Origin of the sequence: Mycobacterium sp. NPDC051804 (genome assembly GCF_044452905.1) — a bacterium.
Classification (GTDB): domain Bacteria; phylum Actinomycetota; class Actinomycetes; order Mycobacteriales; family Mycobacteriaceae; genus Mycobacterium.
Window position 1 is genome coordinate 78,118 of sequence record NZ_JBITCD010000007.1, and the last position, 25,417, is coordinate 103,534.

Sequence of the window (25,417 nt, forward strand, 5' to 3'; positions counted from 1 at the left end):
GTCCTCCGTCGGGCAGTGTGCGGCAAGGTGTCATCGGAACAAGACCGATACTCACGTCGCGATGCACCACACCACGACTGAACTTGTCGCAGCCGCAGCCGCAGTCGCTGTCGGCGGGCGCGGGTCGCTCGGGCAGCATATCGACGCCCGCTGTCTGCTCTCTGTGTGTGCCCGTAAAGATGAAGAGTCCGTCAATCGGTGTAGCCGCCGATTCGGGGTGAAGTCGGGGCCGAAACGCCCGAACGCGAGCGGCGCCGCGAGCAAGTGTTTGCTATTTGGATGGCGTGTGCCGTGCGCTTGATTGTCCCGGCCCGCGGAGGGCTAGATCGACCCTCGCCGTGATCCGCTCGGCGATGGCGTTGGCTCGTCCGATTGGTCGTACGCGGCCTTCCCGCCGATTAAACGTGTGTTAGATCTATCCTGCCGCCGTGTCGTCCGTCACAATACGAAGGCCAACATCTCTGCGGAGGGATGGAAACGTGAGGTCTTCCAGGACGGCCGATACTTGGCCGGATCTCAGTTCATGGATGGTGCGCACGTGATCGTCCGATTAGGCGAGCGGTATCCGTCGCTCGCCATGCTAGTCGCGGTGCCGCTGGCTGTAGTCGGCTTCGCCGGGGTGGCCACACGCCCATCGCTCTTCGTGCCGCTGCTGCTTCTGGCCGCATTGGCTCTAGTCCTCATCGAACTCCTGGCTGACCAGCAGAGATTGGGTGAGCACCGTAGGCAGGTCGCGGGTCGCCACGAGAAAGGGCGCAGCGCAGGACGCGGCGACCGAGGGTGGGCGCAAGCCCCACCGGATCCGCCGCAGCGGGACTTGGAAGAGCGTGCGCGCAGAGAAGCTGCCGAAGCCGAAGCGCAGGCCGCCGAGACGCGAGCGCGGGCAGAAGCCACCGAAGCCCAGGCCTTGGCCGCCAGTTCCGAAGCGCTGGTCGCTGAAGCCGAAGCGCTGGCCGCCGAGGCTCGAGCGCAGGCAAAAGCCATCGAAGCGCAAGCGCTAGCCGCCGAATCCGAAGCGCTAGCCGCCGAATCCGAAGCTTTGATTGCCGAGGTCAAGGCGCAAGCGGGAGTCACCGAAGCCCAAACCCACGCCGCCGAAGCCAAGGCCTACTCACGGGCGCGGACAGAAGCTGCCGAAACTGAGGCACGCGCCGCCGAGACGAGGAAGCTGGCAGAAGCCGCCGAAGCCCACGCACGCGCCGCCGAGGTGTGGGCACAAGCAGAAGCCGCCGAAGCCCAAGCCCGCGCCGCCGAAGCAAGAAAGCAAGCAGCAGCCGCCGAAGCACAAGCACGCGCCGCCGAAGCCTGGGCGCAGGCAGAAGCCGCCGAAGCCCGGGCCCGCGCCGCCGAGGTGGGTGCCTGCCTGCAGGCGCAAGCCGAAGCCGCCGATACCGAAGCACGCGCCGCCGAAGCGAAGAAGCAAGCTGAGGCCGCCGAAGCCCAAGCCCGCGCAGCGGAAGCAAGGGCGCAGGCAGAAGCCGCCGAAGCCCGCGGGCGAGCCGCCGAAGCGCGCGCGCGGGCGTCGCAATTACGTCTTGACGCAGGAGCCGGGAAACGCTTTCCCCGGGTGGATTGACCGCAGCGGTGGTTTTGGGGAAGAACCCGCGCGCAGTGCAGCACCAACACGCTGGCCGTCCTGGTGTCGGGTGGCAATCACAAATCTGCTCAGCCCTTCAGGACCACCGGCTTCATACCGCTTGTAGGCGACGCTCAACTCCCTCATCTAGGGAGTGTCAAGGATCAACCGGAATAGGTGTAAAGCATCAGTCGAAACACTGTCGCGCATCAGCCGAAGTCAAAACGTCAACCATCACCGATGTCATACACAAAGAAAGTGGGGCGGGCGGGGCTCGAACCCGCGACCAATGGATTATGAGTCCACGGCTCTAACCAACTGAGCTACCGCCCCCAGCTGATGCGGCACCTATATTCGCATGTCCTAACCGGCAGAGACCGTCTGCCCGTCGGCATCGACCGAGAACAGCTCGGTGCCGTCGGTCACCAGTGGGGCGTCAACCCCCAGCGACACCATGATCTTGTTGGCCGCGTTGCGCATGATGTCCAGCGTCAACTCGAACGCCTGATCCTCCGAGAAATGCCGTCGCACCCCAGCGGCGATCTCGGACGTGATCTGCGACGGCGTCCAGATCATCGCGTCGACGAACCGCAACGCCGCCTTGTGCGCATCGGTCAACTTCTCCGATGACTCGTACTGCTCGATGTCGCTGTACAGGTGCTCCGACCCGCCGGCATCCAGCGCACTGGTCTCCCGCCGCGACTTGCACAGTCGGCAGTTGTGCTGCGCCGCCCCCCGCAGCCGCACAACCTCCGTCGTCACCGGATCCAGCCCGCGCAGGCGCGCCACTGCGGGCAGGAACCCGTTCAGCAGGGCGTCCGTCGGGTCGGAGTCGTGATCCCACTCGACGACGTCACCGCCGTTGCCAGCCCTGCGCAGCCCCAACGCCTCGAACCCCGCCCACACCCGCGGGACGAAGTCCGCGACGAAGATCATCACAACGGTCCGAAACACGTTGTTACCTAGCGCTGTTGACAGCAGCTTGCGCTGGTTGTCGGTGATGCCCGATACGTCGACCGCGAACTGTTCGGCGAACGTACACACCAGCGGCTCGTGCTCAGCGCCTCCGTCGATCAGGTCGATCTCCATCGGCAGCGGATGCAACGACAACGCCCTGCCGCACGTCAGCCTCGTCAGCGTGTCGAGGCGCCCGTCCCCTGATGACATCGCGACCAGGGCGGCGATCCGCTCGGCCAGGTTTTCGTCGCTCATCGACCGATTATTGCGCCTGACTCACCGAGGACATGTGGAAGTCGGGTATCCGCAGCGACGGCATCGTCACCCGCGTCACCCAGTCGCCCCACTCCCGCGGCAGCGTGCGGTCGGTGGCGCCGGCCTCGGTGGCCCGCCGCAGCAGGTCCAGCGGGCTCTCGTTGAAGCGGAAATTGTTGACGGCGGCCGTCACCTCACCGTCTTCGACGAGGTAGACGCCGTCGCGGGTCAGGCCCGTCAGCAGCAGCACCGCCGGGTCGACCTCGCGGATGTACCACAGCGTCGTCAGCAGCAGACCCCGCTCGGTGCTCGCGATCATGTCCGCCAGACTGGCCGTCCCGCCGGTCATCAGCAGGTTGTCCGCGGGCACCGCGACCGGCGCGCCGAACTCCGAGGCCGACGCACGCGGATACGCCAACGTGCTGATCGTGCCGTCGCGGATCCAGTCCGCGCGCCCGATATCCATCCCGTTGTCGAACACCGATGCGCGCTCCGACGACGCCGACGCCGTCACGAACGGTGTACACGCCAACCCCTCGGCGAAGGGATCGGAATACAGCGTCAACGGGAGATCGGTGAGCTTCTCCCCCACCCGCGTCCCGCCGCCGGGAGCCGACAGTGCGGTGCGGCCCTCCTCGGCGCCGCGGCCGTCCATCGTCCACCACAGATAGATCATCATGTCCGCAACTGTCGACGGCGGCATGATCGTTTCGTACCGGCCGGCGGGCAATTCGACGCTGCGCTTCGCCCAGCTCAGCCGAGTCGACAGTCGCTCGAGCATCGAATCCGTTGGCACGTCACCGAAGTCGGGCGTGCTGAAGCCAACCCATGCGCTGGCCTCGTCACGCTTGCCGTTGATCTCCACTGAGCCCGTGGGCTGGGTGAAACGCCGCCGCTGCCCGGTCGAGGTGGCCAGGAACGTCGTCTCGACCTTGTGCGTGGCGAACCCGTACAGCTGATCCGTACCGCTGAACCCGCGTGCCGCGAGGCTGCCTGCCACGTCGAGAAACGCCTGCACGCTGGTGCCCGCCACCGGGGCGTCCCAATCAAGAGGTGCGTCACCCGCGGGCAACGGCGGCGCGCTGTCCGGAGCGTCGGGCGCTGAGAGCGCCGTGTGCTGCGACGCCGCCACCAGGCCGGCGATCGACGACGGGTCTACGTCACTGGACCGCACCGACCCGACCCGCGCGGTCTTTCCTTGTCGCACAATCGATATCACCGCAGTGCTGCGACTCACCGATTCGCCGTTGGTGGTCATCGAGTTGCCCGCCCACCGCAGCGACGCGTCCGCGCGGTCGGTCACCAGGACGACAGTCTCGTCGGCCTTACCCAGCCGACTGGCCTCGGCCAGGGCAAGGTCGACTACCTGCTGTGCTCCGATCACCGACTACCGCCCCGACTCGTCGCGCGTATTGAGTACGTTCACCCCGCGGAACAGCGCCGACGGGCAGCCGTGGCTGACCGCCGCGACCTGGCCCGGCTGTGCCTTGCCACAGTTGAACGCGCCGCCGAGGCGCCACGTCGACGGTCCGCCGACGGCTTCCATCGATCCCCAGAAGTCGGTCGTGGTCGCCTGGTACGCGACGTCGCGCAGCTGACCGTCCAGGCGGCCGTCGCGGATCCTGAAGAACCGCTGCCCGGTGAACTGAAAGTTGTAGCGCTGCATGTCGATCGACCACGATTTGTCGCCGACGATGTAGATGCCGTCCTGCACGCGGGAAATGAGATCGTCGGTGCTCAAGTCGTCCGTCCCGGGCTGCAGCGACACATTGGCCATCCGCTGGATCGGTACGTGATGCGGCGAGTCGGCGTACGAGCAGCCGTTGGACCGCGCAACACCCAGCCGAGGAGCGAACACCCGGTCGAGTTGATAGCCGACAAAGATGCCGTCGCGCACCAGGTCCCAGCTCTGGGCCTGCACACCGTCATCGTCGTAACCGACACTGGCCAAGCCGTATTCGACGGTGCGGTCGGCGGTGACATTCATCACCGGCGATCCGTAGCGCATGGTGCCCAGCTTGTCTGGCGTCGCGAAAGACGTGCCCGCGTATGCGGACTCGTAACCGATCGCGCGATCGTACTCAGTGGCGTGCCCGATCGATTCGTGGATCGTCAACCACAGATTGGTCGGGTCGATCACCAGGTCCGTCGGCCCCGCCAAAACGCTGGGCGCCTTCGCCTTTTCGGCCAGCAGGGACGGCAGCTGCGCCAGCTCGTCGGACCAATTCCACACCTCGTCGCCCGCGACGACTTCCCAACCCCGGGCCATCGGCGGCGCCAGCGTGCGCATCGTCTCGAACGACCCGGCCGCGGCATCCACGGTCACGGCGTCCAGCGTCGGCATCAACCGCACGCGCTGCTGGGTGATCGACGAGCCGAACGTGTCGGCGTAGAAGGTCTGCTCCTTCATCGCGTGCAACCCGGCCGAGACGTGGTCGACGCCGTCGGCGGCCATCAGCCGTCCGGAGTACTCACCTAGCACCGCGACCTTGTCCGCCGCAGCGATGCCGAACGGGTCGATGCGGTAGTCAGACACCCAGCTGACATCCGAGTAGACCGGCTCGGGCGCCAGTTCGATGCGCTCGGCGTTCAACGGCGCCAGCGTCGCCGCGACGTGCACGGCTCGGCGCGCCGTCTCTGCGGCCGTGCCGGGATGGAGTTCGGCGTGGGAGGCGAAGCCCCAGGTGCCGTCGACGATGACCCGCACCGCCAGGCCGATCTCGCGGTTTACGACGGCCGCTTCCAGCTCACCGTCGCGCAGCTGAATGTGCTCTGTCGTGATCGCGTGTACGCGCAGGTCGGCGTAGCTGGCTCCGGCGGCGATCGCCGCGGACAACGCCGCATCGGCCAGGTCATGGCGCGGCAGTGCGAGGAAGTCGGGGTCGACTTGGCGTTGCGCTGTCACGCCACCACCGTAATAGCCGCCCCGACACGCCAATGCAGGCGGCAGCGACGTCTCAGTTAGCCGGCAGTGGGTGTCTAGCGCGTGGCGGCGCTGGTGCCCAGGACCGTGAGCTCCAGCGCGAGCGCCGTCCCGCACACCACGATCACGATCGTGAGCGCCCACCAATCGAGAGCCTTCGGACCCGACGGACGTGCCGAAATCTGCCCTGCGCCGCCGCGAGCCGTGATCGCGTCGCCCATCTCATCGGCCCGCCGCAGAGAGACGGTGACGGCCGCCGCGAGCAGGTCGACGAGCTCGAGCATTGCGGCGCGGACGCGCCCTCGCCGGGTGGCCGCCTCGCCCTTGGGCCGCAGCCTGCGCGCCGCGTAGAGGACACGGAATTCGTCGATCAGCATCGGGAAGGCCCGCAGCGCCAACGCCAGCGCCACCGCCCATTCGTCGACGGGTATGCGCAAGGCCTTCAGCGGCCGCCCCAGTTTGGCTACGGCGGGCGCGATTTCGGCGACGTTCGTCGTCCACGACACCATCGCGCCGAGGCCGAGCAGAACGATCGACAACGCGGTGATACGCAGGAAGTTGAACAGTCCGCCGAACCCGACCTCGACCGAGCCCAAGTCGACGACGGGGCTGCCACCCGCGAAAGTCGCTGTGAGACCGCCGAAGAACAACAGAATCCAAAGCCAGCCCGGTATCGGAGGCAGCACTCCCCGGGGTATCCGTGCGATCCGCGCGGCGACGAGCACCAGTACGGCAACCGCGCCGATCGGTACCCAGCCCGGGTAGAAGGTCATCAACACACCGATGGCCGCGACCATGAGCAGCTTGGTTCCCGCCCACAGCCGATGGATGGCGCTGTTACCCGGAACGGGGCGCAGCAGCACGACCGACCGGCGCGGCCGCTTGTTCGCGGTCGGGGCGGTCACGATCTGTCTCCCGCCGCCGTCGGAGTCGCGGCCAGCACCCCGTTGTGCAGATGCAGAGTGCGCGGACACACTTCCTCGAGGCCCGAGAAGTCGTGGGAGATGATGACGATGGTCAGTCCTGAGTTGCGCCGCAGCTCACCGAGGAGTCTCAGCAGCCCGCGCTGACTCGCCGCGTCCAGTCCGGCGAGCGGTTCGTCGAGGATCAGCGCACGCGGCTTGCGCATCAACAACCCGGCCAGCACCACGCGGCGCATCTGGCCACCGCTGAGCTGGTCGATGCGTCGCTTCGCCAGCGCCTTGTCCAGGCCGACCATGGCCAGCGCCTCGCCCACCCGCTTACGGTCACGCCGTGAGAATCCGGCGGCCGACGCGATCTCCAGATCGACGCGACCTCGCATCAGCTGTAAGCGAGCGGCCTGGAACGAGATGGCCACGGCGCCAACCTGATCGGACACCGGCTCCCCGTCGAGCAGACAGTTGCCGCCGGTTGGGACGGTGAGCCCCGCCATGATCCATGCCAGCGTCGATTTGCCCGACCCGTTGAGCCCGTGGATCAGCAAGCCGTCGCCCTCGTTGACGGTAAAGGTGATATCACGCAAAGCCATTGCAGCCCAAGGTGTTCCACTGCCATATTCGTGGTTCACGCCGCGGACTTCGAGCACCGGCTTGTCGGCGGGGTGATCCCCCGCCACAGTGGCCGCAGGCGCCGAGGCGGTCTCCACCATGTCGGTGTTGTCGGCGGCGCCACCGTTGCCGGTCAGGTTGACGGCGCGGTCGGCGGCATCGGCCTCGTCGTTGTAGTGGGTGATGTGCACCAGCGACATGTCGTGGTGTTTCGTCAGCCCGGCCAACACCGACATCAGCGCACCGCGGCCGTCTTGGTCGACCATGCTGGTGACCTCGTCGGCGATCAGCAGAGAGGGTTCGCGCGCCAGCGCCGCCGCGACCGCGAGGCGCTGCAGCTCACCGCCGGACAGACCGCCGGTGTCGCGCTCAGCCAATCCGTCCAGCCCGACCTCGCTGAGCAGCTTGGGAATATCGGTGGTCTTCCCTGGCGGCAGGCCCCACACCACGTCGTCGGCGACTCGGGTGCCCAGCACCTGACTCTCGGGATGCTGCATGATCACCGCCGTACCGCCGAGCCGGCCGAGCCCCACACCGCCGGGCCGGTCGATGGTGCCCGCAGTCGGTTCACGTCCGGCCAGCATCAGCATCAAAGTGGTCTTGCCCGAACCGTTGGCGCCGGTGATCGCGAGGTGCTCACCCGGTTCGACATTCAGCGACACCGGGCCGAGCGCGTCGTGATCGGCATTCGGATAACGGAACCGGACGTCGTGCAACTGCGTCGGCACGGGTGCGATCGTTCCGGTGTCGGCCGACGACTCGAGCTTGTGCACATCAGGGATGGTGACCAGTCGCGACATCACTCGCGACAACGCCCACCAGCCGATGAGTGTGACGAACGCGATAGACCACACCGACGATGCGAAGAACAAGATCGGCCAGTAGTCCAAGGCGGTGGCGAAGTCGCGCTTGAGCTGTTCGGCCAGGCCCTCCATATTGGGGACGCTCGCGATGATCGCGGCGACCCCGCTGACGTTGGCAGTCATCGATTCGAAGATCAGGTGTCGCAGCCGCGCCAGGACCGCGAGGGCCGTCACGACGACGACACCGAAGAGCGCACCGGCGACGAGTGAACAGAGAAAAACGGTCGTCGTGCCGCGCCCTCGACGCTTGACGATGCCGGTCAGCCCGCCGATGTAGGCACAGTTGACGACGGTCATGAAGCCGCCGAGGCCGGCGATCAGGAACGCGATGATCGCGCCGGCCACGGTCGCGGTGAGCAGCACGCGCAGCCGGTAACGGTAGGCCAGCAGACCCATCGGGACGGTGCCGAGCAACGAAAGGCCTGCGGCGAAGGGAACGACGACGGCGATGATCGCTGTCGCCGCTGAGAGTGCCGCGATCACCGATGCCTGGGCCAGTTCGCCCGGGCTCAGCGCACCGGAACGGCGAGTCACGCCCAGATCCCCGGTCACGGCCATTGCACGATTCTGCCAGTCAATTTCTAAGAACGGGCGTCGCCTCACTGCGACCAGCAATCGGTCTCGCCGTGGTTTGAACTGCATAGTCAAACTATGTAATAGTGGTGACATGACTCAGACCCTCGGAGCCGACCTGTTGCACGTGGTCGCCCGGATCAATCGACTCGCCACGCAGCGCGCACGGCTACCCCTGCCGTTCGCGCAGGCGCGGCTGCTGTCGACGATCGAGGACCAGGGGCCGACCCGGATATCGGATCTTGCGGTGCTCGATCACTGCTCGCAGCCGACGATGACCACCCAGGTCCGCAGGCTCGAAGACGGGGGTTACGTCTCTCGCAGCGTCGACCCCGACGATGCGCGGGCCGTGCTGGTCCAGATCACGTCCAAGGGAATCGAGACGTTGCGGCAGGTGCGCGTGGACCGCGAAGCCGCCATCGATCCGTATCTGGAGCGTCTCGATGCCGCGGACCGGCAGGCACTCAGTGAGGCGGTGCGTGTGTTGCGCGGGCTTCTCTCGGATGCCGCCTCCCCCAGCACCGCCAAATAATCGCGATACGAAAAGGAGTATTCGCCCGTATGTGGCGTCAACCCAAAGCTGTTTGGGCCGTTGCCTTCGCGTCCGTCGTCGCGTTCATGGGTATCGGCCTCGTCGACCCGATTCTCAAGCCGATCGCCGACAACCTGAACGCATCGCCGTCGCAGGTGTCGTTGTTGTTCACGAGTTATATGGCGGTGATGGGCGTCGCGATGCTCATCACCGGCGTAGTGGCCAGCCGCATCGGCCCGAAACGCACACTGCTGCTCGGCCTTGTGGTGATCATCGCGGGCGCGGGCCTGGCCGGCATGTCGGAGACCGTGACCGAGATCGTCGGTTGGCGGGCGCTGTGGGGTCTGGGTAATGCGCTGTTCATCGCGACGGCGTTGGCGACGATCGTCAACTCGGCGCGAGGCTCGGTGGCGCAGGCGATCATCCTGTACGAAGCCGCGCTGGGTGTCGGTATCGCGGTCGGCCCACTGGTCGGCGGTGTGCTCGGGTCGATCTCGTGGCGCGGACCGTTCTTCGGGGTGTCGGCGTTGATGGCGTTCGCCGTCGTCGTCACCGCATTCCTGCTGCCGTCGACGCCACCCGCCGAACGCGCGACGACGCTGGCCGACCCGTTCCGGGCGCTTCGCCACCGCGGTCTGCTCGGTGTCGCAATCACCGCGCTGCTGTACAACTTCGGCTTCTTCACATTGCTGGCGTTCACGCCGTTCCCGCTCGACATGAGCGCCCATGAGATCGGTCTGATCTTCTTCGGCTGGGGTGTCGCGTTGGCGTTCACGTCGGTGGTCGTCGCGCCGCGGTTGCAACACCGTTTCGGGACGGTGCCGACGCTGCTGGTGAACCTGCTGGCCATGACGGCGACCCTGGTGCTCATGGCCCTCGGCACGGACAATAAGACCGTGCTGGCGACGTGTGTGGTGGTTGCCGGGTTGTTCATCGGCATCAACAACACGTTGATCACCGAGACCGTGATGAAGGCCGCACCGATCGAAAGAGGTGTCGCCTCAGCGGCTTACAGCTTCGTGCGGTTCTCCGGTGCCGCACTGGCGCCATGGCTGGCCGGTGTGCTCGGTGAACGGGTCAACGTCCATGCGCCGTACTGGGTCGGCGCGGCGGCAGTACTGCTTGCCGCCGGTGTCCTGGCGATCAGTAGCTCCCATCTGACGACTATCGATGACGAAGAGGAACTCGACGACGTCAGCGAGGCGACGGCCATCACCGTCGGCAGCGACAGCTAGAGCGCGAACGTCAGGAACTGGGTGATCTGGCTAGGCGAGAAATTGTCGTCGCTGACCAGCACCAGCGACTGGCGTCCGCCGGAAAGCGTCGGCCCGAACGTGAGGCCCTCCACGTTGTCCAGCGCCGCAACCGCGCTCGTCAGGTCAACGAGCAGCGTCTTGTGCATCGTCCGCACCGGTACTCCCGAGAGCGACGACCGCGCCAGCACGTCTTCGGCGTCACCGACGCTGACCCGATAGATGCGTGCCGCAGTGTGGGTGCCGAAGCCGCGTTCGATCGCCAGGAAGTTATCGTCGTCGAGCGCCAACAGGTCCGACAACCCGTTGTCGCTGCCCGGACCAGCGGTTGCCGGATCGAGCGGATAGGCGTACTGCGCTGTCGCCGAACGTGATTCGACATCGAAGCGGGTGATCCGCGTCAGCGCGCCCGCCGCTTCGGTGGGCGATTCACGGTCGTTGTATCCGGGGCCTTCCATGCCCGCCCACAGGTATCGCCCACTCGGGCTGAGGGTGAGGCCTTCGAGTCCGTTGTTCTGACGAGGCCCCTTCGGGTCCATCGACATGCGCAGCACCGGGGGCAGCGCGAACTCGCCGATGTAGCCGCCGTCGAGCGTGGCGATCCGCACCCATGGGTCGAGCAGAACCGGGCCATTCGGGTCGTCGGTGATGCGTTCGCCCTCGCTGGACCAGTACAGCACCTGCCGCCGCGCGTCGAACGCGATGCCCTCGGGGTCGGGCGGCACCACGGGCGGCCGTGCGCTGGCGTCGAGCGGCGGAAACGGCTGACCGTCCGTGTCCAGCCAGGGGCGGGTCGATACGAACTCGACCTGAGCAATCCCGTTATCCGACAGCGCTATTCGTGCAGTGTAGAAGCGAGCGGGATTCTTCGATGACCTGTCGTCGCTGATGACATAGTAGAGCTGCGAGCCCGGGTCGTAACTGATGCCCGACAGGCCACCGACCACAGTTCCCGCGAACGTGGTATCCCGCGCGATGTCCACCTGGCCGACGTACGTCGGTCCGGACGGCGTTGCGGTCGCGACCCCGCAGACCGGCAGCAACAGGCAGCACACGGCCGCGCCGCGGGCAAGGATAGGCACTAAAGGAGCTTATCGATGAGGCTGCCGACGCCATAAGTGGCGGCAATGGCGATCGCCCCGAATGCCAGCTGCCGCAACGATGCAAACCATACGGGGCGCCTCGTGAACTGTGCGGCTAGACCGCCCGCGATCATCAGGCCGATGCCGCCGCACAGCAATCCACCCCACAACGATTCGAATCCGAGCAGATACGGGATCAGCGGGATGATCGCACCGATCGTGAACATCACGAACGACGATCCGGCGGCGACCCACGGCGACGGCTTCTCACTGGGATCGATGCCGAGTTCTTGGACAAGGTGAAAGTTGAGTGCGCGGTTCTGGTCGCGGTGGATCTCGTCGGTCGCCCTGGCGGCGGTCTCGCGTTCCATTCCCATATCCATCAGCATCGCCACCAGCTCGCTCCGCTCGGCCTGCGGATGCTTGCGGAACGCGCGCTCTTCGACGAGGACCTCGGAGTCGATCTGCTCGTTGGAGGTCTTCACCGAGGTGTACTCCCCCAGCGCCATCGAAAACGCGCCCGCCAGCATGCCGGCGATACCGCTGATCAGGACGGTGTGTGCGTCGGCCGCGGCCGCGACACCGGCGATGAGGGCCGTGTTACTGACGAGGCCGTCCATCGCGCCGAAGGTCGCGGCGCGCAACCAGCCGCCCGTCACATTCGAGTGCCGGTGCGTGGCGCTGTGTGGCACGCCCGTCGGTGCTGCCGGTCCGCCCGTACCCGCCTTTGCCATGGCGTCGATTCAACGCCACCTGTTTCGGCTGGTCTAGCAAGGTTTGCCTAGGTTTTCCACATCACAGTTTCGCCGGGCCGTCAAACGGCTACGGTCGAGTCATGACCACCACTGCGGACCATCTACGCAACGCTCTCGACGGTCGCTGGCGCGATGTGAAGAACAAGATGCGCGAGGAGCTTTCCGGCGAGGTCTTCAAACCGCACTACACGCCGAACACCGTCATCGCCCGCACTAAGGTCGGGGAACAGCTGAAGATCATGGCCGCGCACGGGGCCGCCGAGGACGGGTTCAAGAAGGAACACGGTGGCAACGGCGACGTCGGCGCGGCGGTGACCCAGATCGAGATGCTCGCCATGTCGGACCTCTCGCTGATGGTCAAGGCGGGAGTGCAGTGGGGTTTGTTCGGCGGAGCAATCGAGAACCTGGGCACTGAGCGCCACCATGAGGCGTACGTCAAGAAGATCATCGACCTCGAGCTGCTGGGCTGCTTCGCGATGACCGAGACCGGCCACGGCAGCGACGTGCAGGCCCTGGAAACCACCGCGACCTACGATCCCGAGGCACAGGAGTTCGTGATCGACTCCCCCACCCGCACCTCGCGCAAGGACTATATCGGTGGTGCCGCTGAAACCGCCCGGGTCGCCGCGGTTTTCGCGCAGCTGATCACCCCTGACGGCGAGGGACACGGGGTGCACTGCTTCGTTGTGCCGATCCGCGACAGCGAGGGCAACGATCTGCCCGGCGTGACGACCAGTGACTGCCACTACAAAGGTGGCCTGCCCGGCGTGGACAACGGACGCATCCAGTTCGACCATGTCCGCGTCCCACGGGAGAACCTGCTCAACAAGTACGCCGACGTGGCCGAGGACGGGACGTACTCCTCGCCGATCGAGAACGCGGGCCGGCGTTTCTTCACGATGCTGGGCACGCTGATCCGCGGGCGCGTGACGGTGGGCGGAAGCGCAGGTGCCGCCGCGCGGGTCGCTCTCGACATCGCGACCCGATATGCATTGGAGCGCAGGCAGTTCGAGGCACCCGGGGAGGACAACGAGGTGCTGATCATGGACTATCTGGTGCACCAGCGCCGGTTGTTCCCGTTGATCGCGAAGTCCTACGCATTGCAGTTCGCGCAGAACGAGCTAGTCGCCAAGTGTCACGAACTGCAGACGGCCGACGATCCCGACCGCGAGGAACAGCGGGAGCTGGAGTCGCGGGCAGCCGGACTGAAAGCCGCGAACACCTGGCATGCGACGCGCGCGATCCAGGAAGCGCGCGAAGCATGCGGCGGCGCAGGCTATCTGGCCGAGAACCGGCTGATCGCCTTGAAGGCCGACACTGACGTGTTCACCACCTTCGAGGGCGACAACCACGTGCTGACCCAACTCGTCGCCAAGGAACTGCTGACCGCCTACGCCGACGACATCAAGGGCATGAGCCCGGTCGAGTGGGTGCGGTTCGCCGCGAACTTCGCCGGCGAGCGGGTGCTCAAACGCACTGCGGCCGAGACGATCATGCAGACCATCCTCGACACCCGCCAGGACAACGAGGAGGAAGGCAGTCTCTTCAACCGCGGTACACAGGTCAAAATGTTCGAGGACCGCGAGGAGTACATCCTGGCGACGGTGGCCCGCCGGCTGCAGGGCAAGTCGAAGGAGATGAGCGCATTCGACGCATTCAACTCGGTGCAGGACCATGTGCTGCACGCCGCTCGGGCGCACATGGAACGCATCATCCTCGAGGCGTTCGTCGCAGGCGTCGACTCCTGCGAGGACGAGGAGGCGCGAGAAATTCTCAACATGGTGTGCGACCTATACGCGCTCTCGGTGATCGAGGAAGACCGGGCGTGGTTCATGGAGCATCGCTTCCTGTCGACCGAACGCGCCAAGGCCGTCACCCGCGGTATCAACGAGCGGTGCCGCAATCTGCGGCCTCATGCCGAGTTGTTGGTCGACGGATTCGGCATACCCGAGCAGCTTCGCTATGCCGAAATGCTGCATCCGGAAAACATCATCGACACATAGGCACCACTAGCCCCAGCTGTCCGTGTGGCAAGTCACAATTCGCAAATTAGTGAACCGGCCCTGGCAGAACGCTGCGAGAATTTTGTGCGGGGTCCGAGGGGGCCTGCATGGCTTGAGGGGAGTAATCGATGTTCTCGTTCAGCCGGCCCAAGATGGGTCTCTCCGTTGCGGTGGCTGCCGCAGCAACTGCCGCAGTTGTGGGTGCCCTGGCGCCACCTGCGCAGGCGTTCCAGATTCAAAATCATGAGCGCGTCACCCGCGATGCGCTGCAGCCCCTCGGGGTTGATCAGACCGCGATCGCGCAGATCCTGGTCGGCCCGCCACCCGGCGCGGGCGCGGTCGGTAGCGACGCGTTCTTCGCCGATGAGTTCCGCCACATCGACAGCGCCAACAATCCCGCTGAGATCTGCAACCGGACGCAGGAGGCGTGGAACTTCTTCACGCCGATCATCCTTTCTGGCGCCGTGCCGTCAGGCCCTGGCGGCAGCGATCTGGTCGACGGCCCCGCCGCCCGCGCGGCCTTCGGCGGGCTCGCGCATGCGCTCCAGGACTTCTACTCGCACTCCAACTGGGTTGAGGACAACATCGCGATCAACCAGCTCGACCGGATGCCGCCTCCGCTGATGCCGACATGCGATCCCGCGGCGTTCCCTCCGGGCCTGCACACCGGATTCTTCGACATTCAGGCCAACCACGATGACCTGCTGGGTGGCTGCCCCCCCGGCGGCCCGCCGCCGGGATTCGTCGAGTGCCACTCCACGTTGAACAAGGACGCCTGGAACAGCCCGCGCGGCATCATCCAGGTTCCGGGCACCAACCCGCCGATCAACAACTTCGATCTCGCGGCGCAGCTGGCCACCAAGGCGACCGTCGATTTGTACAACCAGGTTCGCGACCTGGTGTCCGCCAATGCGGGACCGTGCGCCGCGGACAATCTGTTCCAGGCTGACCGGCACCAGGCCTGCTGGTAGTTCATTCACTAGCCACTGATGTCCTGGGGCTTCGCAATGCGAAGCCTCAGGACGTTTTGGTGTCGGCGGACCGTCACCCGGCCAGCTGCGCGGTGGCGTAACCCACCGGGATGTGCTCCCAGGCTTCGAGGTCGGGTTCGAAGGCGTCGGCGAAAGCCTGAGCGATCTGCTCGGCGTACATGGAATGGGCGATGGCTGCGGCCATGGCGGACCCGAGGATCCAGGCTGAGGGGCGTCGTATCAACATGCGCCCAAGGCTCGTGCATGCGACTTGGAGAGTTCTTGGAGCGGCGCGCTCGCGCTAAATAGACCTTGCTCCCCCGGCTGGACTCGAACCAGCAACCCTTCGGTTAACAGCCGAATGCTCTGCCAGTTGAGCTACAGGGGACGGCTCACCCGCGACGTCTTCATCAGCGCGGGCCGAGGCATGACTCTAGCGCACCTCCCAGGCGCACCGCCAATGCGCCTCCGCCCCACGCGCACCCAGGGAAGTGAGGCAGGATGGAAGGGAAACGCACCGTCGTCCGGGAGGGGTCTTGTGATCCGGTATGTCGCCGTATTGGCTGTCGGCTACGTGTTGGGCACGAAGGCGGGCCGACGCCGGTATGAACAGATCGCCGGGACCTACAAGGCCGTCACCGAGAGCCCAGCCGCCAAGGCGGTGATCGATGCGGGACGTCGCAAGATTGCGGATCGAGTATCGCCGGACCCACAGTTGGTCACGCTGACAGAGATCGACGACGGAACGACTGTGATCGGACCGGACGCGGTGCCGAAGGGCCGAGGGCGCTGACAGCTAGGGCGCGTAGGGATCGGTGATGGTGCGACCCGGCATCAGGGGTCCTGTGGAGAAGCCCGGTCCGCTGTTACCGTTGCCTCCTTCGAATCCGAATTCCGGGGTACCGACGTTTGCCCCGTTGCCATTGGAGTAGCCAAGGCAGTGACCGTCTTCCGCGTTTCCGAACCACGCCAGGCAGCCCGGAGGCAGGGCAACTGCGTCAGTGGCGTCACTGGTCAGCGCCGATGCTGCGAAAGGCGCCGCGACGGCGGCGACCGCAAACGCGCCTACGGCGATGAGCCGACGTGCCTGGTTTTTGGTCGATGTCACGAGTGAGCCTTTCTTAACCGTTCCCCGACGGTTGATCGCGCGCTTACCCTATCGCGTTACGCCGCGTCACGCAGTGAGGTCATCGCCGCTGGCCTGTTCCAGCAGGCTGCGGCGATACGCCTCCATGGCGACCAGGTCTCCGAAGAGGGCGTGGTACTCGTCGCCCTGCTCGACCGGAGACATGCGCTGCAACTTGGATTTGACCTCGGCGATCTGCCGCCCGACCCACACTTCCTGTAAGCGGGCCAGCACTCCGGCGATGTAACGCCGCATCTTGTCGTCGTCGTCGACGTTGATGGCTTCCACGCCGAGTTCGTTGACCAGGCCCGCGGCGGCCTCGGAACCCGCCTGCCCGCGCACCGTGTCTATCCACTGCCCGCCCGACTGCCCCGCCGATGCGCCGCCCGCCGCCGCGATCGCCGTCCGGACGGCGGCATAGCCGGGATGAGTGAAGCTCTCCACCGTCAGTGAGTCGAACACCGGCCCGGCCAGCGCCGGGTGTTGCAGCGCCGACTTCAGCGCTTCACGTTGCGGCCACAGCGTGGGGTCCGCGGGATCCGGGCGCACCTGGGCCGCCGCTTCGGGCGACGGCCTGCGGCGGGCAGCGCGCCCGCCCTGCGGCTTCCCCGTCGCGATCTCACGGACGCGGTTCACGACCTGCGCCACGTCGTCCCAGCCGACCCACCCGGCGAGCCGCCGCGCGTATTCGTCGCGCAACGCCACATCGCGGATCCGGGCCACCATCGGCACCGCGCGGCGGAGCCCGTCGACTCTCGCCTCCGGGTTGTCGTCGAGTTCCTTGTTGTCGGGCAGCAATCCGCGGATGGCGAACTCGAGCATCGGCACTCGCCGCGCCACCAGATCACGCAGCGCGCCGTCGCCGGCCTTCAGTCGAAGATCGCACGGGTCCATCCCGTCGTCGGCCACGGCGACAAACGACTTGCCCGCGACGTTCTGATCGCTGTCGAACGCCTTCATCGCGGCCTGTTGTCCCGCGGCGTCGCCGTCGAAGACGTAGATCAGCTCACCGCGAAAGAAGTTGTCGTCCATCATGAGTCGTCGCAGCATCGCCAGGTGTTCGTCACCGAACGCGGTACCGCACGACGCGACGGCCGTCGTCACTCCGGAAAGGTGCATCGCCATCACGTCGGTGTAGCCCTCCACCACGACCGCCTGATGCCCCTTGGCGATGTCGCGTTTGGCCAGGTCGAGTCCGAACAACACCGACGACTTCTTGTACAGCACGGTTTCCGGGGTGTTGACGTACTTCGCTTCCATCTGGTCGTCGTCGAAGATGCGTCGCGCGCCGAAGCCGATCACTTCCCCGCCGCTGGCGCGGATCGGCCACAGCAGACGGCGGTGGAAACGGTCCATCGGACCGCGTCGCCCCTCCCGCGACAGGCCAGCGGCTTCCAGCTCCTTGAACTCAAAACCCTTGCGCATCAAGTGCTTTGTCAACGTCTCCCACCCCGACGGGGCGAAGCCACAGCCGAACCTCGCCGCGGCTTCGGCGTCGAAATTGCGCTTGAGCAGATAATCACGCGCCGGCGCGGCCTCGTCGGACTTCAGCGCTTCGGCGTAAAACTCCTGGGCGGCGGCGTTGGCCGCGAGCAGCCGGCTGCGGCTGCCGCGGTCGCGCTGCACGTTCGTCGACGAGGCGCCGGTGTAGGTGACGGTGTAGCCCACACGGTCGGCCAGCAATTCGACTGCCTCGACGAAGCTGACATGCTCGATCTTCTGGAGGAACGCGTAGACGTCGCCACCCTCGCCGCAGCCGAAACAGTGGAAGTGCCCGTGATTGGGCCGCACATGAAACGACGGGGACTTCTCGTCATGGAACGGGCACAGGCCCTTCAACGAGTCGGCGCCCGCCCGGCGCAACTGCACGTAGTCGCCGACGACGTCCTCGATGCGCACTTTTTCACGGATGGCCGCGATGTCACGATCGGGAATGCGGCCGGCCACCGAATTAGTCTAGAGGCCGGGGCGACCGCGCTTCGTGCACTCTCTCCAGCCGTCCTTCGGTATAGGACGCGATCTGGTCGACCACGACGCGCAACCGTGCGCCGTCGTCATCCGCGGCGGTGAAATCGGCCGCGAACTGCGGGTCCAGGCTGCCCGGCGCCTGCGCCCACAGTGCAAGGGCGACTTCCTGAATCCTGGTCCGCTGATCGGCCTGGATCCCGAGATGGACGTGATCGGACATGATGAACTGCAGCGCCAGCGTCTTGAGCAGCGCCACCTCGGCGCGCGCCACCGTGGGTACCGCCAGGTCCGTGTCGAAGCGCCGCAACGGGCCGGCTCCGGCGACGGTCCTCGTCTCACTGATGGCCGCGTTGGCGAATCGACCCACGAGTTCGCTGGTCAACCGCTTGAGCGCCACCGCGGCTGCGAGCGTGCCGTCGTACTTCCCCACCGCCGCCACAACCGGCACCTGCGACAGCCGTTCGGCGGCGGCCAGCAGATCGTCCGGAGTCAACGCGGCAAAGGATTCGGCGCCCCGATGCGCCAGGGCTGCCGCCGCGTCGGCGTCGGCGAGCACACGCAGGTCGATACGTCCGGAGATGACACCGTCCTCGACGTCATGTACGGAGTAGGCAACGTCGTCGGCCCAGTCCATCACCTGAGCCTCCAGGCACGGCCGTTCGGCAGGAGCGCCATCGCGCACCCATTCGGCCGCTACGACGTCGTCTTCGTAGAACCCGAACTTGACGCGATCACCTCGGGTCCACGGGTACTTCGTGACCGCGTCGAGTGCCGCCCTGGTGAGGTTGAGCCCCGCGCTGCGGCCTTCGGCGTCAAGAACTTTGGGTTCCAACCTCGTAAGAATCCGAAAGTTCTGCGCGTTGCCCTCGAAACCGCCGAACGGTTTGGCGATCTCGTCGAGCGCGCGTTCGCCGTTGTGGCCGTACGGCGGATGTCCGATGTCATGCGCCAGGCCCGCCAGGTCGACCAGGTCGTCGTCGCAGCCCAACCCGATCGCCATCCCCCGGCCGATCTGGGCGACCTCGAGCGAATGGGTCAACCGGGTGCGCGGCGTCTCGCCCTGCCGCGGACCAACGACCTGCGTCTTGTCGGCCAGCCTGCGCAGTGCGGCGCAGTGCAGCACTCGGGCGCGGTCGCGAGCGAACGGGGTCCGGTGTTGTGTACCGGCGCCGGGCAGCGCGGCAGCTTTGGGCGGTTCGACCACCAGCCGCTCGCGGTCGAACTCGTCGTAGAGATCCTGATTCGCTGCCACCGCCGCACAGTCTGCCAGTACTAGATTGACCTGCATGCGCATCGCCCGCTTGCTCAGCGTCGTGCTCGCAGTGCTGTCCGCTGCCCTGGTACTCGCTCCGGCCGCCGCCGCCGAACCACCGTTCCGCGTGCCCGACTACGTCACCGACAGGTCGGGCGTGCTGTCGCCCGATCAGCTGGCGCAGGTCGAGAGCGCGGTGGACAACCTGTACAACGAGCGGCGCGTCCGGCTGTGGGTCGTCTATGTCGACAATTTCAACCAGGATCCGGTCGGCTGGGCCCGCGTCACGATGCAGATCAGCAGCTTCGGCGACTACGACGCACTGCTGGCAGTCGCCACCGACGAGCGGTCATACGCGTTCCTCGTGCCGTCGACTGTGGCCAGCCAGTCTGAGGCGACCGCATTGCAGCGCAATGAGATCGAGCCACAGCTGCGGCAGCGAGACTGGGCCGGTGCCGCGGTGGCCGCGGCCGACGGCCTACTCACACCGTCGGCGGCGACACCCGGCGCGGCGGTCTCGTGGGTCGGCGTGGTCGTCGCGCTGTTGGTTGTGGCGCTGATCGTGCTGGCGCTGGTCGTGTGGTCGCGGCGTCGGCGCCGCAAGCGGCGTGAAGCCGAATTCGCGGCGGCCAAGCGGGTGGATCCCTCCGACCCGCAGGCGCTGGCTTCCGTCCCGATCGATGCGCTGGATGATCTCTCCAAGATGATGGTGGTCGACGTCGACAACGCGGTACGAACCAGCGACGGCGAATTGTCTTTGGCGGTCGAGGAATTCGGTGCAGAACAGACTGAACCCTTCAGCCGTGCAGTCACCAATGCCAGGACGACACTGGCGCAGGCGTTCAACGTCCGCCAGATCCTCGACGACGCCGTCCCCGAGACAACGGCGCAGCGCCGCGACCTACTTACCCGTGTGGTGGTTGCTGCCGCGAAGGCCGACCGGGAATTGGAGGCGCAGTCGGAGGCTTTCGACAAGCTTCGTGATCTGGTCATCAATGCGCCGTCGCGGCTGGACGCCATGACCCAGCAGATGGTCGACCTCACCGCCCGTCTTGACCCATCGGAGCAGGCGCTGGCTGCCCTGCACAACCAATTCGACGCTGCCGCACTCACTTCGGTCGCCGGCAACGTGCAGACCGCACGAGAGCGTCTGGGTTTCGCCGACCGGAACATCAGCACCGCCCGCAATCTAGTCGCCCGGCCGGTCGGCCAGCAGATGGGTTTGGTCGACGCGATCCGCGCTGCGGAATCATCGCTGGGGCAGGCGCGTTCGCTGCTCGACGCGATCGACAGCGCCGGCGTCGACATCAACCGCGCCGTCGCAGCACTCCCCGAGGCGATCGCCGACATTCAGAACGGCGTGAACCAGGCCAACGGGCTGCTGCAGCAGGGCAAGACCACTTATCAAAGTGAGCTCTCAGCGGCACGGGACCAAGCTGCGGCCGCAATCGCCGACGCTCAGAAGAACGGCGGCTCCGATCCGCTTGGTGCATTCACGCGCCTGACCAAGGCTGACGCCGAACTGGATCGCCTGCTGGCGACTGTGCTCGAGGAACAAGAGGCCGCCAAACGCCTCAGCCGCGCTTTCGATCAGGCGCTGTTCTCCGCGCAGTCCCGTGTGCGGGGCGTGTCTGACTTCATCGACACCCGTCGCGGCAGCATCGGGCCCGAGGCGCGCACCCGACTCGCCGAAGCCGTGCGCCAACTTCAGGCGGCCCAGGACAAGAGGCCGACGAACATCAGCGAGGCGATCGCGCACGCCAACGGTGCCGACATGCTGGCCGGACAAGCACAGACGCTGGCGAGCAATGACGTCGCGGCAGCGCAGCGGCACTACACGTCGGGCTGGGGCGGGGGTGGCAGCGGCTCGGACATGGGCGGGGTGATCGGCGGCATCATCATCGGCAACATCCTCAGCGGCGCGCTGCGCGGCGGCTTCGGCGGCGGCTTCGGCGGCGGGCTCGGGATGGGTCGGTCGACGTCGTTCGGCGGGTCATCGCGCTCGTCGGGACGCAGCTACAGCGGCGGCGGCGGCCGCTTCTAGCTTGACGTTCTCTCGCGAACGTGCGTGTCTGCGGGCGACACGCCGCTTTGGTTGCCGAGTCGACGCACGCTCACGTGGCCCGGCTGCGCTGCAATGCAACTTCGATGCGCCGCAACATGTCCCGGGTTCGATGCCTGACATCATCGAAAACGATCGACACCAGCGACCACCCCATCTCCTGAAGGGCGGCTCGCTTCTGACGGTCTTTGCGAAACGCGTCCGGGTCACTGTGCCAATCGAAGCCGTCATACTCCACCGCGACCTTGCGATCGGGCCAAGCGAAGTCGAGCCGCCATGTTCGACCACTGCGATCGACGATTTCGTACTGAAGCACGTCAGGCGGCACTCCGCCATCGATCATCGCTAGCCGCGCCTCGCTCTCCATCGGAGACTCGGCCTCCGGCCTGGCCAGCGGAATCAATTCGCGAATCATGACGATTCCACGCCTGCCAACCTGCTGCGCTGCCGCGTCACACAGTTGGCGGGCGTCGCAGCTCCGGCTTCGTAACGCCGCATCCAATGTGGCAAGGGCACGTGCACGACCCAGGCTTCGCGCAACCTCGATCGCAGTCCACGATGGCGTCGTCGCCAGCCGTCCGTCGACCTCGCAGATCGGCGCACCCTCGCGGCGATGCACGAAGAGACCGTCGCTGTTGCGCAGCTGATGCCCCTCCGGATTGAGGACGTGCAGGTCGATGACATCTTCGGTGTCGAATCCGTACGCGGCCGCCGCCGTGCCAAGACAGATCGCCACCCGCTCGCCGGCTCGTAGATCCACCCCACGCAGACGTATTGAGGTGTCCGGCTCAGAGCGGCTGTAGATGCCGGGCCAAACTCTTAGCAATTGCCCGTTCGCGATCCTTTTATCGAGCTGACTGCGCGTCTGGATTGCGAGCAGCTGAGCCGTCGTCGCGACATCGCCCTGAGCGTCGAAGAGCTGCCCCACAACATCGGTCATGACGAAAATCGTCAAGTCTTTAGCGAACGTGCCTCAGCAGCTAGACGCCCGTCTCTGGATAGACCGACAGTTCGGGATCAGCCCTGAGGTGCGAGCGTGCGCAAAGTTGAGCAAATCCGCGGCGCGTCGCCCTCAGACACGCACGCTCGCGCAATACTTACGCGCCTTTCAACCGCGTCGCCAGGTAGTCGCTGACGGTGTCGAGCGCGACGCGCTCCTGCGTCATGGCGTCGCGTTCGCGGATGGTCACAGCGTGATCGTCGAGCGAATCGAAGTCGACCGTCACGCAGAACGGAGTACCGATCTCGTCCTGGCGGCGATAACGACGTCCGATCGCGCCGGCATCATCGAATTCGATGTTCCAGGACTTGCGGAGCTCGGCGGCAAGGTCGCGCGCCTTCGGCGACAGCTGCTCGTTACGCGACAACGGCAGCACCGCGGCCTTCACTGGCGCCAACCGCGGATCGAGCCGCAGCACCGTGCGCTTGTCCACACCGCCCTTGGCGTTCGGTGCCTCGTCCTCGTGATACGCGTCGACCAGGAACGCCATCAGCGAACGGGTCAGGCCGGCCGCGGGTTCGATGACATAAGGCACGTACCGCATATCGCTAGCCTGGTCGTAGAACGACAGGTCGACACCGGAATGCTTTGCATGCGTGGATAAGTCGAAGTTCGTGCGGTTCGCCACACCCTCGAGTTCACCCCACGGATTGCCTTGGAAGCCGAACTTGTACTCGATGTCGACGGTGCGGTCGCTGTAGTGCGACAGCTTGTCCTTTGGATGCTCGTACAACCGCAGGTTGTCGCGGTCGATTCCGAGATCGACGTACCACTGCAGCCGGGTGTCGATCCAGTACTGGTGCCATTCGGGCGCACTGTCGGGCTCGACGAAGAACTCCATCTCCATCTGTTCGAACTCGCGCGTGCGGAAGATGAAGTTGCCCGGGGTGATCTCGTTGCGGAAGCTCTTACCGATCTGGCCGATGCCGAAGGGCGGCTTTTTACGCGCCGTCGTCACGACGTTCGCGAAGTTGACGAAGATGCCCTGCGCCGTCTCCGGCCGCAGATAGTGCAGGCCATCCTCGGTCTCGATCGGACCCAGGTAGGTCTTGAGCATCATGTTGAAGTCGCGCGGCTCGGTCCATCGCCCCTTGGTGCCGCAGTCCGGGCAGACGATCTCGCTCATCGGCACGTCGTCCGGCTCGCCGCCCTTCTTCTCCGCGTACGCCTCCTGCATGTGGTCCTGGCGGTGGCGCTTGTGACAGTTCAGGCATTCGACGAGCGGATCGTTGAAAACCTCGACGTGTCCCGAGGCCACCCACACCTCGCGCGGCAGGATGATCGCGCTGTCAAGGCCGACGACGTCGTCGCGTCCGGTGACGACCGAGCGCCACCACTGCCGCTTGATGTTTTCCTTGAGTTCCACCCCGAGCGGGCCGTAGTCCCACGCCGACTTGGTTCCTCCGTAGATCTCGCCGGCCTGGAAGACGAGTCCACGACGCTTGGCGAGGTTGGCGACGGTGTCGATGATGGAAGCCACGGGGTAACACCTTATCGAGAAGGTCGCACAGCATTGACATGCGGAAGTCCGCATGTATTCTGGCGCCATAATGAAAACGATTTCCACTTTCGCTCATGATCCCGTCGAGAACGGGCACGACCACAGCGGCGAGCCATTTCCGGAGCTGCCGCCTCGGGAGGTGCTCGACACGTCCGGCGACCTGCTGCGGGCGCTGGCCGCGCCGGTGCGAATCGCGATCGTGCTGCAACTGCGAGAGTCGGCGCGCTGCGTCCACGAACTCGTCGACGCGCTGGCGGTCCCCCAGCCGTTGGTCAGCCAGCATCTGCGGATCCTTAAGTCTGCCGGAGTGGTATCGGGTGAACGGTCCGGCCGCGAGGTGATGTACCGCCTCGTCGACCACCACCTCGCCGACATCGTCGTCGCGGCCGTGACCCACTCGGCGGAGGGCCACGCGTGACGACAGGAATCCGCTCCACCCGCCAGCGCGCCGCGATCGCTGCACTGCTCGACAAGCTCGACGAGTTTCGGTCCGCGCAAGAGTTGCACGACGAATTACGCAGGCGCGGTGAGGGTATCGGGCTCACTACCGTCTACCGCACGCTGCAGCAGATGGCGGCTGCCGGCGTCGTCGACGCGTTGCGCACCGACACGGGCGAGGCCGTATACCGGCGCTGCTCTGACGATCACCATCACCATCTGGTGTGCCGGGCGTGCGGCTCGACCGTCGAGGTGCAAGGCGATCAGGTCGAGACCTGGGCCACCGAAGTCGCACGCGAGCATGGCTTTTCAGATGTCAGCCACACCATCGAGATCTTCGGCCTCTGTGGTGCGTGTGCGGGCACTGCGCAGTCAGATTAGCGCACGGCGCACGTCGGCCCCCGTGGCCAGCACCATCAGAATGAGCGTGCGCAACGCGTCATCGGTCAGACCCGCCGCGGGAAAGTTGTAGCGCAGCAACACATCCGCGGCCTTCTTGGAATTGCGTTTAGCTCCGGCCGCGACTTCCTTGTGGCCGCTCTTGGCGGCCAGCGACACAGTGCCCAGCAGCGTGTTGTGCGCGTGATCGGCCACCGCCGCGCGCAGTTTGGCGTCCAGCGGCAGGTCCCATGCCAAAATCTGTGTTAGTGACACCAATTCGAGCCCGTCGGCGATATCCACCACCCGCAACGACGCGATCGTGCCGTCGTGATGCGCCGTGATCGCGCCGTCCTCTTCCCGGCTCAGAGCCAGGACTTCGCCGAGGACGTCGGCCAGCCGATCCTGCAGAGACATCTA

23 protein-coding genes and 2 tRNA genes are annotated in these 25,417 nt (G+C 66.0%); 9 read left to right on the forward strand and 16 right to left on the reverse strand.

The annotated features are described in order from the left end of the window. Positions 1–538: 538 nt before the first annotated feature. On the forward strand, positions 539–1,576 hold the full coding sequence (locus tag ACIA48_RS26355) for a hypothetical protein (RefSeq protein ID WP_396738644.1): 1,038 nt from the start codon (positions 539–541) through the stop codon (positions 1,574–1,576). 259 nt (positions 1,577–1,835) lie between these two features. On the opposite strand, the gene ACIA48_RS26360 is transcribed toward ACIA48_RS26355, so the two are convergent. The 6 genes from ACIA48_RS26360 to ACIA48_RS26385 all read right to left on the reverse strand — a co-directional run bounded on the left by ACIA48_RS26360 (position 1,836) and on the right by ACIA48_RS26385 (position 8,661). Then, a tRNA-Ile gene (locus ACIA48_RS26360) sits at positions 1,836–1,909 on the reverse strand. 30 nt (positions 1,910–1,939) lie between these two features. Next, a complete protein-coding gene (locus ACIA48_RS26365) occupies positions 1,940–2,788 on the reverse strand; it encodes a carboxymuconolactone decarboxylase family protein (protein WP_396738646.1) in 849 nt (282 codons plus the stop codon). A gap of 7 nt (positions 2,789–2,795) precedes the next feature. Continuing rightward, positions 2,796–4,172 (reverse strand): metallopeptidase TldD-related protein, encoded by a 1,377-nt coding sequence (locus ACIA48_RS26370; protein WP_396738648.1) that lies wholly within the window; start codon positions 4,170–4,172, stop codon positions 2,796–2,798. 3 nt (positions 4,173–4,175) lie between these two features. Then, positions 4,176–5,693 carry a TldD/PmbA family protein gene (locus ACIA48_RS26375; protein WP_396738650.1) on the reverse strand — a complete coding sequence of 506 codons (1,518 nt, stop codon included), beginning with the start codon at positions 5,691–5,693 and terminating at the stop codon, positions 4,176–4,178. A 74-nt stretch (positions 5,694–5,767) separates the two neighbouring features. Then, on the reverse strand, positions 5,768–6,616 hold the full coding sequence (locus tag ACIA48_RS26380; protein ID WP_396738652.1) for a CbiQ family ECF transporter T component: 849 nt from the start codon (positions 6,614–6,616) through the stop codon (positions 5,768–5,770). Further along, positions 6,613–8,661 (reverse strand): ATP-binding cassette domain-containing protein, encoded by a 2,049-nt coding sequence (locus ACIA48_RS26385; protein ID WP_396738654.1) that lies wholly within the window; start codon positions 8,659–8,661, stop codon positions 6,613–6,615. The genes ACIA48_RS26380 and ACIA48_RS26385 overlap by 4 nt, the downstream gene beginning before the upstream one ends. Before the next feature lie 109 nt (positions 8,662–8,770). Here ACIA48_RS26385 and ACIA48_RS26390 point away from each other — a divergent pair, with 109 nt between their 5' ends. Together ACIA48_RS26390 and ACIA48_RS26395 are read left to right on the forward strand one after the other, a co-directional pair. Then, complete coding sequence (locus ACIA48_RS26390) at positions 8,771–9,208, forward strand: MarR family winged helix-turn-helix transcriptional regulator (RefSeq protein WP_396738656.1); 438 nt, start codon at positions 8,771–8,773, stop codon at positions 9,206–9,208. 29 nt (positions 9,209–9,237) lie between these two features. Continuing rightward, the gene (locus ACIA48_RS26395) at positions 9,238–10,443 is read left to right on the forward strand and encodes an MFS transporter (RefSeq protein ID WP_396738658.1); all 1,206 of its coding nucleotides are present in this window, start codon (positions 9,238–9,240) and stop codon (positions 10,441–10,443) included. On the opposite strand, the gene ACIA48_RS26400 is transcribed toward ACIA48_RS26395, so the two are convergent. Both ACIA48_RS26400 and ACIA48_RS26405 read right to left on the reverse strand, forming a co-directional pair. Next, positions 10,440–11,543 carry an esterase-like activity of phytase family protein gene (locus tag ACIA48_RS26400; protein WP_396738660.1) on the reverse strand — a complete coding sequence of 368 codons (1,104 nt, stop codon included), beginning with the start codon at positions 11,541–11,543 and terminating at the stop codon, positions 10,440–10,442. The two genes, ACIA48_RS26395 and ACIA48_RS26400, sit on opposite strands and share 4 nt — an antisense overlap. Beyond that, the gene (locus tag ACIA48_RS26405) at positions 11,543–12,277 is read right to left on the reverse strand and encodes a VIT1/CCC1 transporter family protein (RefSeq protein ID WP_396738662.1); all 735 of its coding nucleotides are present in this window, start codon (positions 12,275–12,277) and stop codon (positions 11,543–11,545) included. Before ACIA48_RS26405 ends, ACIA48_RS26400 begins: the two co-directional genes overlap by 1 nt. 101 nt (positions 12,278–12,378) lie before the next feature. Between ACIA48_RS26405 and ACIA48_RS26410 the strand changes: the two genes are divergently transcribed. After that, on the forward strand, positions 12,379–14,301 hold the full coding sequence (locus tag ACIA48_RS26410; RefSeq protein WP_396738664.1) for an acyl-CoA dehydrogenase: 1,923 nt from the start codon (positions 12,379–12,381) through the stop codon (positions 14,299–14,301). A 128-nt stretch (positions 14,302–14,429) separates the two neighbouring features. Further along, entirely contained in the window at positions 14,430–15,272 is an 843-nt protein-coding gene (locus ACIA48_RS26415) for a hypothetical protein (RefSeq protein ID WP_396738666.1), read from the forward strand. Positions 15,273–15,345: 73 nt separating this feature from the next. Here the strand turns inward: ACIA48_RS26415 and ACIA48_RS26420 are convergent, their stop codons facing one another. After that, a complete protein-coding gene (locus ACIA48_RS26420; protein WP_396738667.1) occupies positions 15,346–15,519 on the reverse strand; it encodes a thiazole synthase in 174 nt (57 codons plus the stop codon). A 68-nt stretch (positions 15,520–15,587) separates the two neighbouring features. Then, positions 15,588–15,660 (reverse strand) — tRNA-Asn (locus tag ACIA48_RS26425). Between the two features lie 150 nt (positions 15,661–15,810). On the opposite strand from ACIA48_RS26425, the gene ACIA48_RS26430 reads away from it, so the two are divergent. Then, positions 15,811–16,065 carry a hypothetical protein gene (locus ACIA48_RS26430; RefSeq protein WP_396738669.1) on the forward strand — a complete coding sequence of 85 codons (255 nt, stop codon included), beginning with the start codon at positions 15,811–15,813 and terminating at the stop codon, positions 16,063–16,065. A gap of 3 nt (positions 16,066–16,068) precedes the next feature. On the opposite strand, the gene ACIA48_RS26435 is transcribed toward ACIA48_RS26430, so the two are convergent. From ACIA48_RS26435 to ACIA48_RS26445, 3 genes are all read right to left on the reverse strand, one after another. Further along, on the reverse strand, positions 16,069–16,380 hold the full coding sequence (locus ACIA48_RS26435) for a hypothetical protein (protein WP_396738671.1): 312 nt from the start codon (positions 16,378–16,380) through the stop codon (positions 16,069–16,071). A 66-nt stretch (positions 16,381–16,446) separates the two neighbouring features. Further along, positions 16,447–18,345: a DNA primase gene (gene dnaG, locus ACIA48_RS26440; protein ID WP_396738673.1), complete on the reverse strand. Its 1,899-nt coding sequence runs from the start codon at positions 18,343–18,345 to the stop codon at positions 16,447–16,449. A 4-nt stretch (positions 18,346–18,349) separates the two neighbouring features. Then, positions 18,350–19,654 (reverse strand): deoxyguanosinetriphosphate triphosphohydrolase, encoded by a 1,305-nt coding sequence (locus ACIA48_RS26445; RefSeq protein WP_396738674.1) that lies wholly within the window; start codon positions 19,652–19,654, stop codon positions 18,350–18,352. Here ACIA48_RS26445 and ACIA48_RS26450 point away from each other — a divergent pair. Then, positions 19,653–21,662 carry a TPM domain-containing protein gene (locus tag ACIA48_RS26450; RefSeq protein ID WP_396738676.1) on the forward strand — a complete coding sequence of 670 codons (2,010 nt, stop codon included), beginning with the start codon at positions 19,653–19,655 and terminating at the stop codon, positions 21,660–21,662. The genes ACIA48_RS26445 and ACIA48_RS26450 overlap by 2 nt on opposite strands. Positions 21,663–21,732: 70 nt before the next feature. On the opposite strand, the gene ACIA48_RS26455 is transcribed toward ACIA48_RS26450, so the two are convergent. Continuing rightward, positions 21,733–22,620 (reverse strand): hypothetical protein, encoded by an 888-nt coding sequence (locus ACIA48_RS26455; protein WP_396738678.1) that lies wholly within the window; start codon positions 22,618–22,620, stop codon positions 21,733–21,735. Positions 22,621–22,777: 157 nt separating this feature from the next. Then, on the reverse strand, positions 22,778–24,214 hold the full coding sequence (locus ACIA48_RS26460; protein WP_396738680.1) for a glycine--tRNA ligase: 1,437 nt from the start codon (positions 24,212–24,214) through the stop codon (positions 22,778–22,780). A gap of 16 nt (positions 24,215–24,230) precedes the next feature. Here ACIA48_RS26460 and ACIA48_RS26465 point away from each other — a divergent pair, with 16 nt between their 5' ends. Together ACIA48_RS26465 and ACIA48_RS26470 are read left to right on the forward strand one after the other, a co-directional pair. Beyond that, positions 24,231–24,599: an ArsR/SmtB family transcription factor gene (locus tag ACIA48_RS26465; RefSeq protein ID WP_396738682.1), complete on the forward strand. Its 369-nt coding sequence runs from the start codon at positions 24,231–24,233 to the stop codon at positions 24,597–24,599. Next, a complete protein-coding gene (locus ACIA48_RS26470; RefSeq protein ID WP_396738684.1) occupies positions 24,596–25,000 on the forward strand; it encodes a Fur family transcriptional regulator in 405 nt (134 codons plus the stop codon). The genes ACIA48_RS26465 and ACIA48_RS26470 overlap by 4 nt, the downstream gene beginning before the upstream one ends. Here ACIA48_RS26470 and ACIA48_RS26475 read toward each other — a convergent pair. Continuing rightward, positions 24,992–25,414, reverse strand: coding sequence for a hypothetical protein (locus tag ACIA48_RS26475; protein WP_396738686.1), 423 nt, complete (start codon positions 25,412–25,414; stop codon positions 24,992–24,994). The two genes, ACIA48_RS26470 and ACIA48_RS26475, sit on opposite strands and share 9 nt — an antisense overlap. Positions 25,415–25,417 lie beyond the last annotated feature (3 nt).